Genomic DNA, 15,183 nt, shown 5'->3' with positions numbered 1-15,183 from the left:
TCCGGCCCTCTTGAGGAGCTGACGACCATGGACAACGAGAAGAAGCTGCGCGACTACCTCAAGCGGGCCACCGGCCACCTCCGCGCGGCACACGGCCGGATCCAGGAGCTGCAGACCCCCGAGCCCATCGCCATCGTGGCGATGAACTGCCGCTACGCGGGCGACATCCGGTCCCCCGAGGACCTGTGGCAGGCCGTCGCCGAAGGCCGCGACGGCATGGGCGACTTCCCGGCCGACCGGGGCTGGGACCTGCCGAACCTCTTCGACCCGGACCCCGACCGGGAGGGCCGCACCTACGCCCGCCAGGGCGGATTCCTCCATGACGTGGACCAGTTCGACCCCGCGTTCTTCGGCATCTCGCCGCGCGAGGCCCTCACCATGGACCCGCAGCAGCGGTTGCTGCTGGAAGTGGTCTGGGAGACCTTCGAACGGGCCGGAATCGACCCGGGCACGCTGCGCGGCAGCGACACCGGCATCTTCATGGGCGCCACCGACTTCGACTACGCCCGCGGTCTGACCGAGCTCCCCGAAGGGCTCGAAGGCCAGATGTCCATGGGCGCCTCGGGCGCCATCCTCTCCGGCCGGGTCGCCTACACCCTGGGCCTGGAGGGACCGGCCGTCACGGTCGACACCATGTGCTCGTCCTCGCTGGTGGCACTGCACATGGCCTGCCAGGCGCTGCGGCAGGGCGACTGCTCGATGGCGCTCACCGGCGGCACCACCGTGATGTCCACACCGAGCGGTTTCATCGAGTTCAGCCGCCAGCGGGCGCTGTCCACCTCCTCCCGCTGCCAGGCGTTCTCCTCGACGGCCGATGGCACCGCCTGGGGCGAGGGCGTCGGCGTGCTGCTGCTGGAGCGGCTCTCGGACGCCCGCCGCAACGGCCACACCGTGCTCGCGGTCGTCCGCGGCTCCGCCATCAACCAGGACGGTGCCAGCAACGGTCTCACCGCGCCCAGCGGCCGTGCCCAGCAGCGGGTGATCCGCCAGGCGCTGGCCAACGCCACGCTGTCCGGGTCCGATGTCGACGTGGTCGAGGCGCACGGCACGGGGACGTCACTGGGCGATCCCATCGAGGCGGGCGCCCTGCTCGCCACGTACGGCAAGAAGCGCCCGGCCGACCGGCCGCTGTGGCTCGGCTCGCTGAAGTCCAACATCGGCCACACGGCGGCCGCCGCGGGGGTCGGCGGCGTGATCAAGATGGTGCAGGCGATCCGCCACGGTGTGCTGCCCAAAACCCTCCACGTCGAGGAGCCGTCGCCCAACGTGGACTGGTCCTCGGGCGCCGTCGAACTGCTCACCCAGGCCCGGCCGTGGCCGGAGACCGGGCGGGTCCGCCGCGCCGGGGTGTCCGCCTTCGGCGCCAGCGGCACCAACGCCCACGCCATCATCGAGCAGGCTCCCAAGGAGGAGGCCGAGGAGCCTTCGGCCACCTCGGCCGAGGGGCCCGCCCCGGTGGGCGGGGGAGTGGTGCCCTGGGTGCTCTCGGCCAAGACCGAGTCGGGGCTGCGGGCGCAGGCGGAACGGCTGCTGGCGCGCCTCGCGGAGGATCCGCGGCTGTCCCCGGCGGACGTGGGCCTCTCGCTGGCCACCACCCGCGCCCTCTTCGACCACCGCGCCGTGGTGGTCGGTGGCGGCGTCGAGGACTTCCGCGGCGGGCTGACGGCGCTCACCCGGGGCGAGCCCGGTGGCCTCGTGGCCCAGGGTGTGGCGGGCCCGGCCGGGAAGCCGGTGTTCGTGTTTCCGGGGCAGGGGTCGCAGTGGGTGGGGATGGCGGTGGAGTTGTTGGATGTGTCGCCGGTGTTCGCGGGGCGGATCGCGGAGTGTGAGGCCGCTCTGGCCGGGTTTGTGGAGTGGTCGTTGGTGGAGGTGTTGCGGGGTGGGGGTCCGGGGTTGGGGCGGGTGGATGTGGTGCAGCCGGCGTTGTGGGCGGTGATGGTGTCGTTGGCGGAGGTGTGGCGGTCGTGTGGGGTGGTGCCTGCGGCGGTGGTGGGGCATTCGCAGGGTGAGATCGCGGCTGCGGTGGTGGCGGGTGGGTTGTCGTTGGAGGACGGGGCGCGGGTGGTGGCGTTGCGGTCGCAGGCCATCGGGCGTGGGCTGGCGGGACGTGGCGGCATGATGTCCGTCGCTCAGAGCGCCGATCGGGTGCGCGAACGCATCACCGCCTGGGACGGGCGCATCTCCGTGGCGGCCGTCAACGGCCCCGGTTCGATCGTGGTGTCCGGTGACCCGGAGGCGCTGCGCGAGCTCCAGGCGGAGTGTGAGGGCGAGGACGTACGGGCGAAGCTGATCCCGGTGGACTACGCGTCCCACTCGGCCCAGGTGGAAGAGCTGCGTGCCGAACTCCTCGACCTCCTCGCCCCGATCCGCCCGCGCACCTCGGACATCACCTTCCACTCCACCGTGACGGGCGCACCCGTGGACACCGCGGGTCTGGACGCCGGGTACTGGTACACCAATCTGCGGGAGACGGTGGAGCTGGAGTCGGCGGTGCGGGCTCTGTCGGCGGCCGGGTTCGGGACGTTCCTCGAAATGAGTCCGCATCCGGTGCTGACGATGCCGTTGCAGGCGACCGTCGAGGACGCGGTGGTGGTGGGGTCGCTGCGGCGTGACGAGGGTGGTCCGGAGCGGTTCCTGGCGTCGCTGGGCGAGGCGTTCGTCCGTGGGGTGGCCGTCGACTGGGCCGCGGTGCTGGCCGGGCTGGGCGCGTCCGTGGTGCAGTTGCCGACGTACGCCTTCCAGCGACAGCGCTACTGGCTGGAGCAGCCCCCGGCCCCGGCGGCCGCCACCGGAGGCGATCCGGCGGACGCCGAATTCTGGGACGCGGTCGAGCGCGAGGACCTGGCCGCGCTGACCGCCGCGCTGGAAGTGGACGCCGACGAGGAGCGGTCGTCGCTGCGCACCGTGCTCCCCGCGCTGTCCTCATGGCGTCGCGGCAGCAGGGAGCGGTTCGTGCTCGACTCCTGGCGTTACCACGTCACCTGGAACCGGGTGCCGGACCCGGCCTCGGCGGCCCTGACCGGCACCTGGCTGCTCGTGGTCCCGGCCGCACCCCCCGGCACCGAGCTCATCGAGGCCGTACGCGACGGTCTGGAGACCCACGGCGCCACGGTGGTCACCGTCGAGGCGGCCGAGGCCGACCGCGCCGCGGTCTCAGCGCGGCTCGCCGAGGCCACCGCCGGAGGCACCCCGTCCGGCGTGCTCTCCCTGCTCGGGCTCGCCGACGCACCGCACCCCGGCCACGCGGGGGTGCCCATGGGCCTCGCGCTCACCCTCGCCCTCGTCCAGGCCCTCGGCGACACCGGGGTCGCGGCCCCGCTGTGGCTGGCCACCCGTGGGGGCGTGTCCGTCGGCGGCACCGATGTGCTCGACAGCCCGGCCCAGGCGGCCGTATGGGGACTGGGCCGGGTCGCCGCCCTCGAACACCCCCAGCGCTGGGGCGGCATGATCGACCTGCCGGGCACCGTCGACGGCCGGGTCACCACACGGCTGTGCGGTGCGCTCGCGGGCCGTCTCGGCGACGAGGACCAGCTGGCCCTGCGGCCCTCCGGTGTGTTCACCCGGCGGCTGGTACGGGCCGCCGGCCACCGGGGGAGCGGCGGAGGCTGGAGCCCCGAGGGCACCGTGCTGCTCACCGGCGGCACCGGTGGCGTCGGAGCCCAGATCGCCCGCCGGCTGGCCCGGACCGGTGCCGAACACCTGGTGCTCACCAGCCGCCGCGGCCCCGAGGCGCCCGGCGCGGACAAGCTCAAGGCCGAACTGACCGAGCTGGGTGCCAAGGTCACCGTGGCCGCGTGCGATGTGGCCGACCGCGCCGCGCTGGAGGCGCTCGTACGGGAGGTGGAGGCCGAGGGCCCGCCGATCCGTTCGGTGCTGCACATCGCGGGCGCCGGTGTGCTCGTTCCGCTCGTGGACACCGATCTGCGGGAGTTCGCCGACACGGCGGAGGCCAAGATCGCGGGCGCCGCCAACCTGGACGCCCTCTTCGACCGGGACACCCTCGACTCCTTCGTGCTCTTCTCCTCCATCTCGGCCGTCTGGGGCAGTGGCGAACACGGCGCCTACGCCGCCGCCAACGCCTATCTCGACGGGCTCGCCGAGAACCGCCGGGCCCGCGGCCTCACCGCCACCTCGGTGGTGTGGGGCATCTGGAGCCCCGAGGAGGGCGGCATGGCCGCCAACCTCGCCGAGGAGCAACTGCGCGGCCGGGGCATCCCGTTCATGACTCCCCGGCTCGCCATCGACGCGTTCTGGCAGGTGATGGACGGGGACGAGACCGTGGTCGTGGTCGCCGACGTGGACTGGGAGCGGTTCGTCCCCGTCTTCACCTCGGCCCGGCCCAGCCCGCTCATCGGGCAGCTGCCCGACGTGGCGCGGATCCTCGCCGCCGACGCCGACACGGGGGCGGACACGACCGGCGAGTCCTCCTCGCTGCGCGACCGGCTGGTTGACATGGCCCCGGCGGACCGGCAGGCGGCCGTGCTGTCGCTGGTGCGCTCCCAGATCGCCACCGTGCTCGGCTATCCCGGCCCGGAGGCCGTCGACGCCCAGCGCGCCTTCCGCGAACTGGGCTTCGACTCCCTGAGCGCCGTCGACCTGCGCAACCGCCTGGGCACCGCGACCGGGCTCCGCTTCCCCGTCACCGTCGTCTTCGACTACCCGAGCGCGGAGGAACTCGCCGGACACATCGGCGCCGAACTCTTCCCCGATGACACCGCGGGCACCGGCCTCGACCCCGAGGAGGCCGAGGTCCGCGCGGCGCTGACCTCCATCCCCCTGCTCCGGCTCCGCGAATCGGGACTGCTGGACGAGCTGCTGCGGCTGGCCGGTTCCGACGACCCCGCCACCGGACCGGTGGACGAGGAGTCCGCCGAGTCCATCGACGACCTGGACGTGGATGACCTCGTCCGCATGGCCTACGACAAGAACGACCTCTGACGAGACTCGACTGCGGAGCTGACAATGGCAAACCCAACCGACAAGATCGTTGGCGCGCTGCGGGAGTCTCTGAAGGAGACCGAACGGCTGCGCCGGGCCAATCAGCAACTCACCGCCGCGTCCCGTGAACCCATCGCCATCGTGGCGATGAGCTGCCGCTACCCGGGCGATGTGCGCGGCCCCGAGGACCTGTGGGAGCTGGTCACCGGCGAGCGCGACGCCATCTCCGGCTTCCCCGGCAACCGCGGCTGGGACCTGGAGAACCTGTACGATCCGGACCCCGACCGGCAGGGCACCGTCTACGCCACCGAGGGCGGATTCCTCCACGACGCCGACCAGTTCGACCCGGCGTTCTTCGGCATCTCGCCCCGCGAGGCCACCGTGATGGACCCGCAGCAGCGGCTGCTGCTGGAGACCTCCTGGGAGGCGTTCGAGCGCGCCGGAATCGATCCGGCGGGCCTGCGCGGCAGCAGAACCGGCATCTTCGTGGGCGCCGCCTACCAGGGCTACATCCCCGACTGGCCCCATATGCCCGAAGGTCTGGAAGGCCACCTGGTCACGGGCATCTCCGCGAGCATCATGTCCGGCCGCATCGCCTACACCCTGGGCCTGGAGGGCCCGGCCGTCACCCTCGACACGGCTTGTTCCTCCTCGCTGGTCGCCCTCCACCTGGCCTGCCAGTCGCTGCGCCAGGGCGACTGCTCCCTCGCCCTCGCGGGCGGCGCCGCCGTGATGGGCGCCCCGATGGGGCTGATCGGCTTCGCCCGGCAGCGCGGACTGGCGCAAGACGGCCGCTGCAAGGCGTTCGCCGAGGGCGCCGACGGCATGGGCCTCGGCGAGGGCGTCGGCATGCTGCTGCTGGAGCGGCTTTCGGACGCCCGCCGCAACGGCCATGAGGTGCTGGCTCTGGTGCGTGGCTCCGCCGTCAACCAGGACGGCGCCAGCAACGGCCTCACCGCCCCCAACGGCCGCTCCCAGCAGCGGGTGATCCGCCAGGCGCTCGCCAACGCCGCCCTGACGGCGGAGCAGATCGACGCGGTCGAGGCCCATGGCACCGGCACCCCGCTGGGTGACCCGATCGAGGCGGGCGCGCTGCTCGCCACGTACGGGAAGGACCGTGCGGCGGACCGCCCCGTACTCATCGGCTCGCTGAAGTCCAACATCGGCCATCCGCAGGCCGCCGGGGGTGTCGGCGGGGTCATCAAGATGGTGCAGGCCATGCGCCACGGCCTGCTGCCCAAGACACTCCACGCCGAGGAGCGCTCCTCGCGGATCGACTGGCCGGCGGGGGCGGTGGAGCTGCTGACCGAGGCCAGGGAGTGGCCGCGCGGCGAGGAGCCCCGCCGGGCCGGTATCTCGGCCTTCGGGGCCAGTGGCACCAATGTGCACACCATCATCGAGGAGGCGCCCGAGGAGGAGCCCTCCGACAGCGTGGCGGAGGGGCCCGCCCCGGTGGGCGGGGGAGTGGTGCCGTGGGTGCTGTCGGCCAAGAGCGCGGCGGGGCTGCGGGCGCAGGCCGAGCGGCTGCTGACCCATGTGACCGCGCGCCCCGGCCTCTCGCCCGCCGACATCGGCCACTCGCTCGCCACCACCCGCGGCCGCTTCGACCACCGTGCGCTGGTCCTGGGCGGCGACCGTGACGAACTGATCGACGCACTGGGCGCGCTGGCGTCGGGCGGCGAGTCCCCGCACGTGGTGCGCGGCGAGGGAGTGCCGGCGACCGACGCCCGTCCGGTGTTCGTGTTTCCGGGGCAGGGGTCGCAGTGGGTGGGGATGGCGGTGGAGTTGCTGGATGCGTCGCCGGTGTTCGCGGGGCGGATCGCGGAGTGTGAGGCCGCTCTGGCCGGGTTTGTGGAGTGGTCGTTGGTGGAGGTGTTGCGGGGTGGGGGTCCGGGGTTGGGGCGGGTGGATGTGGTGCAGCCGGCGTTGTGGGCGGTGATGGTGTCGTTGGCGGAGGTGTGGCGGTCGTGTGGGGTGGTGCCTGCGGCGGTGGTGGGGCATTCGCAGGGTGAGATCGCGGCGGCGGTGGTGGCGGGTGGGTTGTCGTTGGAGGACGGGGCGCGGGTGGTGGCGTTGCGGTCGCAGGCCATCGGGCGTGGCCTGGCGGGACGTGGCGGCATGATGTCCGTCGCCGAGAGCGCCGATCGGGTGCGTGAGCGGATCACGGCTTGGGAGGGCCGTATCTCGGTGGCGGCGGTGAACGGGCCCGGTTCGATCGTGGTGTCCGGTGACCCGGAGGCGCTGCGTGAACTCCAGGCGGAGTGTGAGGGCGAGGACGTACGGGCGAAGCTGATCCCGGTGGACTACGCGTCCCACTCGGCCCAGGTGGAAGAGCTGCGTGCCGAACTCCTCGATGTCCTGGCCCCGATTGCCCCGCGCCGTGCCGAGGTGCCGTTCTGCTCGACGGTCACCGGCGACACCATCGACACCACCGGGCTCGACGCCGGGTACTGGTACACCAATCTGCGGGAGACGGTGGAGCTGGAGTCGGCGGTGCGGGCTCTGTCGGCGGCCGGGTTCGGGACGTTCCTCGAAATGAGTCCCCATCCGGTGCTGACGATGCCGTTGCAGGCGACCGTCGAGGACGCGGTGGTGGTGGGGTCGCTGCGGCGTGACGAGGGTGGTCCGGAGCGGTTCCTGGCCTCGCTGGGCGAGGCGTTCGTCCGTGGGGTGGCCGTCGACTGGGCCGCGGTGTTCGCCGGGCTGGGCGCGTCCGTGGTGCAGTTGCCGACGTATGCCTTCCAGCGACAGCGCTACTGGCTCGAGGGCTCCTCCGCACCCACCGCCGAGGGCGACGCGGTGGACGCGGACTTCTGGGACGCCGTGGAGCGCGAGGACCTGGCGGCGCTGGCCACCGCGCTGGAGGTGGACGCCGAGGAGTCGTCCCTGGCCATGGTGGTCCCGGCGCTCGCCTCATGGCGCCGGGCGCGCCGCGAGCGGTCGGCACTCGACTCCTGGCGCTACCACATCACCTGGAAGCCCCTGGGCGACGCGCTCACCGCCCCGCACGACCGGTCGTCGGCCGGTGCCACCTGGCTGATCGCCGCGCCCGCCGGAGCGCCGGAAGGCCCGCGCGTGGCGGAGGCGCTGCGGGAACGCGGCGCCCAGGTCCGGCTGGTGGAGCTGACCGAGGCGGACGCCGTGCGCGAGGCGCTCGCCCGCAGGCTCGGCGAGGCCACGGCGGACACGCCCTCGACCGTGGACACGCCCCCGACCGTGGACGCGCCCCCGACCGCGGTGCTCTCGCTCCTCGCGCTCGCCGAGGAGCCGTACGCGGCGGGCACGGCGCAGCCGCTCGGCCTCGCCCTCAACCTCGCCCTGCTGCAGGCGCTCGGCGACACCGGCGCCGACGTCCCCATCTGGTACGCCACGCGCGGGGCGGTGTCCGTGGGCCGCGCGGACGTGCTGGACCATCCGCTGCAGGCCCTCACCTGGGGCCTGGGCCGGATCGCCGCCGCGGAGTACCCGCGGCGCCGGGGCGGTCTGGTCGATCTGCCCGGCACCCTCGACGACCGCGCCATCGCGCGGCTGTGCGGTGTGCTCGCGGGCCGGACGACCGGCGAGGACCAGGTGGCGGTGCGCGCCTCCGGTGTCCACGGGCGCAGGCTGGTCAGGGCCTCGGCGGCGCTGACCGACGCCACCGCGCCGTGGCGGCCGCGCGGCACCGTGCTGGTGACCGGCGGCACCGGCGGCCTGGGCGCCCATGTGGCGCACTGGCTGGCCCGGGGCGGCGCCGAACACCTGGTGCTCACCAGCCGCCGCGGCCCCGACGCCCCCGGCGCGGCCGAACTCGCCGCTGAGCTGCGGGAGTCGGGCGCCCGGGTGACCGTGGCCGCGTGCGACGCCGCCGACCGCGACGCACTGGCCGCCCTCCTCGCCACGCTGGACGAGGACGAGGCCCCGCTCGACGCGGTCGTCCACACCGCGGGCGTCCTGGACGACGGGGTGCTCGACACCCTCACCCCCGAGCGCGCCGAGGGGGTGCTGCGCCCGAAGGTGGACGCGGCACTCCATCTGCATGAGCTCACCCGCGACCGCGAGCTGTCCGCCTTCGTGCTCTTCTCCTCCTTCGCGGGCACGCTCGGCGGCCCCGGCCAGGGCAGTTACGCGGCCGCCAACGCCTTCCTCGACGCGCTCGCCCACGCCCGCCGCGCCCAGGGCCTCCCCGCCACCTCCGTGGCCTGGGGCGCGTGGTCCGGCGGCGGGCTGGTCGACGAGGCGGTCGAGGCGCGGCTGCGGGCCACCGGTATGCCCGCGATGGCGCCCGACCCGGCGATCGGCGCCCTGCAGCGCGCCCTGGACGTGGGCGACACCCATGTGGCCGTGGCCGACATCGAGTGGGACCGGCTCATCGCCGCCAACCCCTCGCTGGACGGGGCCGCCGTGCTCGGCGAACTCCCCGACGCCCGGCGGACGGACGCGGCGGACGCCACCACGGCCGCCGCGGACACCCCGCTCGCCCAGCGGCTGGCCGGACTGTCGCCGCAGGAGGCCGAGGACGCGCTGGCCGACCTCGTCAGCACCGAAGTGGCCGCCGCGCTCGGCTATCCCGACACCACGGCGGTCGAGTCCGGGCGCGCCTTCCGCGAGCTGGGCTTCGACTCGCTCACCGCCGTCGACCTGCGCAACCGGCTGAACGCGGCCACCGGGCTGCGGCTGCCGGTCACCCTCGTCTTCGACTATCCGACCGTCACCGCGCTGACCCGCTTCCTGCTGGCCGAGAGCGGCGCCGACGGCACCGATGCCATCGCCCCGGCGGGCCCGGTCCCCGCCACCGTCGCGGTCGACGACGACCCGATCGCCATCGTGGCCATGAGCTGCCGCCTGCCCGGCGGGGTGACCACCCCCGAGGAGCTGTGGCAGCTGCTGATGGACGGCCGCGACGCCGTCTCGGACTTCCCCACCGACCGCGGCTGGGACATCGAGGGCCACTACGACCCCGACCCCGACAAGCCGGGCACCTTCTACGCCACCGGCGGCGGATTCCTCCACGAGGCCGACCACTTCGATCCCGAGTTCTTCGGGATCTCCCCGCGCGAGGCGCTCGCCATCGACCCGCAGCAGCGGCTGCTGCTGGAGACCAGCTGGGAGACGTTCGAACGGGCCGGGATCGACCCGGCCTCGGTGAAGGGCACCCAGGCCGGAGTCTTCATCGGCGCCAGCTACAACGACTACGGATCGCGCTTCGGCCGCGCGCCCGAGGAGTTCGAGGGCTATCTGGCCACCGGCAGCGCGAGCAGCGTGGCGTCCGGGCGCATCTCGTACACCTTCGGCCTCGAAGGCCCCGCGGTCACCGTCGACACCGCCTGCTCGTCCTCGCTTGTCGCCCTCCACCAGGCGGTCCAGGCACTGCGCCAGGGGGAGTGCTCGCTGGCGCTCGCGGGCGGCGTCGTCGTGATGTCCACGCTGGACACCTTCATCGAGTTCAGCCGGCAGCGGGCGATGGCCCCCGACGGCCGCTGCAAGGCGTTCTCGGCGGACGCCGACGGCGCCGGGTGGGCCGAGGGCGTCGGCATGCTGCTGCTGGAGCGGCTCTCGGACGCGCGGGCGAACGGCCATGAGGTGCTGGCGCTGGTACGCGGCTCCGCCGTCAACCAGGACGGCGCCAGCAACGGCCTCACCGCCCCCCACGGCCCCTCCCAGCAGCGGGTGATCCGCCAGGCGCTGGCCGCTGCGGGCCTGTCGGCCGCCGAGGTGGACGCGGTCGAGGCCCATGGCACCGGCACCCGGCTCGGCGACCCGATCGAGGCACAGGCCCTGATGGCCACGTACGGCCAGGGGCGGGACGCGGACCGGCCGCTGTGGCTGGGCGCGCTGAAGTCCAACATCGGCCACACCCAGGCCGCTTCGGGAGTCGCCGGGATCATCAAGATGGTGCTGGCGCTGCGCCGGGGTGTGCTGCCGAAGACCCTCCACGCCGATGTGCTCTCGCCCGATGTGGACTGGTCGGCCGGTGCGGTGGAGCTGCTGACCGAGGCCCGGGAGTGGCCGGGGACGGACCGGCCGCGGCGCGCGGGCGTGTCCTCCTTCGGCGTCAGCGGCACCAATGTGCATGTGGTGCTGGAGCAGGGCCCCGAGCCCACCGCACCGGTGGCCGAGCGGTCGATCGACTCCGATGTGGTGCCCTGGGTGCTCTCCGGGCGCGGCGAGACGGCGCTGCGGGCGCAGGCCGGGCGGCTGCGGGCCCATCTGGAGGAGCGGACGGAGCTGCGCCCGGTGGACGTCGGCTACGCGCTGGCGACCAGCCGCTCGGCCTTCGGCCACCGCGCCGTGGTCGTCGGCGCCGAGCGGGAGGAGCTGCTGCGGGGCCTGGCGGAGCTGGCCTCGGGGACGGCCCGGGAGACGGTGGCCGACACCGGGAAGACGGCCTTCCTGTTCACCGGCCAGGGCGCTCAACGACCGGGCATGGGGCGGGAGTTGTACGACGCCTTCCCGGCGTTCGCGGCGGCGTTCGACGCGGTGTGCGCGAAGCTGGACCCTCATCTGGACGGCTCGGTACGGGAAGTGGTGTTCGGGGCGGACCCGGAGCCGCTGAACCGGACCGTGTTCACCCAGACCGGGCTGTTCGCCCTCGAAGTGGCGCTCTACCGGCTGGTCGAGTCCTGGGGCCTGCGCCCGGACTTCCTGGTCGGCCACTCGGTGGGCGAACTGGCGGCGGCCCATGTGGCGGGAGTGTTCTCGCTGCGGGACGCGTGTGCGCTGGTGGCGGCCCGGGGCCGGCTGATGCAGGCGCTGCCCGAGGGCGGTGCGATGGTGTCGCTCCAGGCGGCCGAGGCAGAGGTGCTGCCGCATCTCGAAGGCCACGAGGACCAGGTGAGCGTGGCCGCGGTCAACGGGCCGCGGGCGACCGTCATCTCCGGTGACGAGGAGACCGTCCTGCGGATCGCGGAGGCGACCGGGGCCAAGAGCAAGCGGCTCACCGTGTCCCACGCCTTCCACTCGCCGCTGATGGACGCCATGCTCGCCGAGTTCGGCACGGTGGCCGCCGGGATCGGCTACGCCGCGCCGCGGATCGCGGTGGTCTCCAACGTCACGGGTGAGGTGGCGGGCGAAGAGCTGTGCTCGCCGGAGTACTGGGTGCGCCACGTCCGCCGGGCGGTGCGCTTCGGGGACGGCATCCGCTTCCTCGCCGAGCGGAAGGTGACCCGCTTCGTCGAGATCGGCCCCGCCGGGGTGCTCTCCGCCATGGGACAGGAGTGCCTGGCCGAGGCCGACACCGACCTCGCGTTCGTCCCGCTGCTGCGCAAGGACCGGGGTGAGGCCGAGTCGCTGCTGGCCGGGGTCGGCCGGGTGCATGCCCACGGTGGCGAGGTGGACTGGGAGAAGGTGTTCGCGGGCCGTGGCGCCCGTCGGGTGGAGCTGCCCACGTACGCCTTCCAGCGGCAGCGCTACTGGCTGGACGCGCCCGCCACCGTGGGCGACGTGGCCTCGGCCGGTCTCGGTGCCGCCGGGCATCCGCTGCTGGGCGCCGCCGTCGAACTCGCCGGCACCGACGGCCTGGTGCTCACCGGGCGGCTGTCCACGCGCGGCCAGCCCTGGCTGGCCGACCACGCGGTCCTGGACGCGGTCCTCTTCCCCGGCACCGCGTTCCTGGAGCTCGCGATCCAGGCCGGTGACCAGGTGGGCTGCGACCGGGTCGAGGAGCTGACCCTCCAGGCGCCACTCATCCTCCCCGAGCGCGGAGCCGTCACCCTGCAGCTGGTGGTGGACGCGCCCGACGAGGACGGCCACCGCACACTGAACGTCTACTCCCGCCCCGAGGACCCGCGGCGCGAGCTGCCGTGGACCCGGCACGCCACCGGTGTGCTGGCGGTCGGCGCCGCCGAGGGCTCCTACGACCTGGGCGGGGCGTGGCCGCCGCCGGGCGCCGAGCCGATCGAGGTCGAGGACCTGTACGAGCGGTTCGCGGCGGGCGGCTTCGGCTACGGCCCCTCGTTCCAGGGGCTGCGCGCGGCCTGGCTGCGCGGCGAGGAGGTGTTCGCCGAGGTACGACTGCCCCAGGAGCAGCAGTCCGCCGCCACCGGCTACGGGCTGCACCCGGCCCTGCTGGACGCCGCGCTGCACACCATCGCGCTCGGCCCGACGTTCCAGGACGGCGAGGGGCGGCTGCCGTTCTCCTGGACCGGCGTGTCGCTGCACGCCGCCGGAGCCGGTGAGGTACGGGTGCGGCTCACACCCGGCGGCGCCGACACGGTGGCCCTGACCGTGGCGGACACCATCGGCCGGCCGGTGGCCACCGTCGAATCCCTCGTGCTGCGCAAGCGGCCCGAACGGCTCGGCGACGCCGCCACCGGCGGTGACACCCTCTACCGGCTCGACTGGGTGGCCGCCGACACCTCCGCTGCCGCGCCCGAGCGGCACCCCGCCGGGAGCTGGGCCCTGCTCGGCGACGACGACTTCAAGCTGGTCGGACTCGACGCACACACCTACCGCGACCTGGCGGCGCTGCCCGCCGACCCGGCCGCCCTGCCCGCCACCGTGCTGGTGCCCTGCGCACCGGAGCCCCAGGGGGTGGCCGACGCCGTACGGACGGCGACCCACCGGGCGCTCGCGCTGGTCAAGGCCTGGCTGACCGAGGAGCGGTTCGCCGACTCCCGCCTGGTGTTCGTCACCCGGGGCGCGGTGGCCACCACGCCCGGCGCGGAGGTGCCCGATCTGGCCCACGCAGCCGTCTGGGGCCTGGTGCGCTCCGCCCAGTCGGAGAACCCCGACCGGTTCGTCCTCGTCGACCTCGATGAGCACGAGGAGTCCGTGGGCGCCCTGCCGACCGCGCTCGCCCTGGACGAGCCCCAACTGGCGGTGCGCCGGGGCGACATCACGGTGGCCAGGCTCGCCACCACCCGCGCCCCCGACACTGCCCCGCCCGCCTGGGACCCCGAGGGCACGGTGCTGGTCACCGGGGCCACCGGCACCATCGGCGGGGTCATCGCCCGCCATCTGGTGGCCGAGGGCGGCGTGCGGCATCTGCTGCTCGCCGGCCGCCGCGGCCCGGACGCCGAAGGCGCCGACGAACTCCGCGCGGAGCTCACCGAGTTGGGCGCCGAGGTCACCCTCGCCGCCTGCGACGTGGCCGACCGGGAGGCGCTGGCGGCACTGCTGGCCACCGTCCCCGCCGCACATCCCCTGACGGCCGTCGTGCACACGGCGGGCGTCCTGGACGACGGTGTGGTGTCCTCGCTCACCCCCGAGCGGATGGACCGCGTGCTGCGGCCCAAGGTCGACGCCGCGCTCGCCCTGCACGAGCTCACCCGCGACCTGGACCTGTCCGCGCTCGTCCTCTTCTCCTCCATCGCCGGCACCTTCGGCGGGATGGGCCAGGGCAACTACTCGGCGGCCAACGCCTTCCTCGACGCCTTCGCCCAGCACTGCCGCGCCCAGGGCCGCCCCGTCCAGTCGCATGCGTGGGGGCTGTGGGCCCAGCGCAGCGACATGACGGGCAAGCTGGAGGGCGCCGATCTGAACCGGCTGGCCCGCGGTGGCATCGTCCCGTTCTCCTCTGAGGACGGCGCCGGACTCTTCGACGCCGCACGCGCCGTGGACGCCGCCGTCTTGCTGCCGATGCGGCTCGACACCGCGGGGCTCGCGGCGCGCTCCGGTGACGTACCGGCGCTGCTGCGCGGGCTGGTGAGGGCCGCGCCCGGCAAGCCCGCCCGGCGGACCGTGGCGGGGGCGGGAGCCGGGGCCGCGTCCGCCCGGTCCGAGGGGCTCAAGCAGCATCTCTCCAGCCTGCCGGAGGCCGAGCGCGGCCGGTTCCTGCTGGACCTGGTGCGCACGACCGTGGCCGGGGTGCTGGGCTTCGACTCGGTGGCCGCCGTCGAGGCGGAGCGCGGTCTGCTGGACCTCGGCTTCGACTCGCTCACCGCGGTCGAACTCCGCAACCAGCTCGGCAAGGCCACCGGCCGGCGCCTGCCGGTCACCCTGCTCTTCGACTACCCCACCTCCACGGCGATCGCCGCCTACCTGGAAGCGGAGATCGCCCCGGAGACCTTCACCGCCGCGTCGATGGCCTTTCCGGAACTCGACGCCCTGGAAAGCAATCTGGCCCGCGTCGCCACCGACGAGGAGGCGCGCACCACGCTCGCCTCACGTCTGCAGGACCTGCTGGTACGGCTCGGCCAGGGCCCGGAGGACGCGGAGGACGCGGTCGCCGGCCGCATCGACGCCGCCTCGGACGACGAGATCTTCGACTTCATCGAGAACGAACTCGGCCTGTCCTGAAGTACCCGGAGTTGGAAATCAAAGAGA

At 74.1% G+C, this 15,183-nt stretch carries 2 protein-coding genes; both read left to right on the top strand.

The window, feature by feature from the left end:
- Positions 1–27: 27 nt before the first annotated feature.
- Positions 28–4,938, top strand: a complete 4,911-nt coding sequence (locus tag J8403_RS04880) for a type I polyketide synthase (RefSeq protein WP_211122035.1) — start codon at positions 28–30, stop codon at positions 4,936–4,938.
- 57 nt (positions 4,939–4,995) lie between these two features.
- Positions 4,996–15,156 carry a type I polyketide synthase gene (locus J8403_RS04875; RefSeq protein ID WP_425519882.1) on the top strand — a complete coding sequence of 3,387 codons (10,161 nt, stop codon included), beginning with the start codon at positions 4,996–4,998 and terminating at the stop codon, positions 15,154–15,156.
- The last annotated feature ends 27 nt before the right edge of the window (positions 15,157–15,183 follow it).

The organism is Streptomyces yatensis (assembly GCF_018069625.1).
GTDB lineage: Bacteria > Actinomycetota > Actinomycetes > Streptomycetales > Streptomycetaceae > Streptomyces > Streptomyces yatensis.
This window is presented reverse-complemented; position numbering and strand designations above follow the sequence as displayed.

Excerpts from the sequence above, each read along its gene's own strand:
- J8403_RS04880 (WP_211122035.1), top strand. The coding sequence starts at position 28 with ATGGACAACGAGAAGAAGCTGCGCGACTACCTCAAGCGGGCCACCGGC.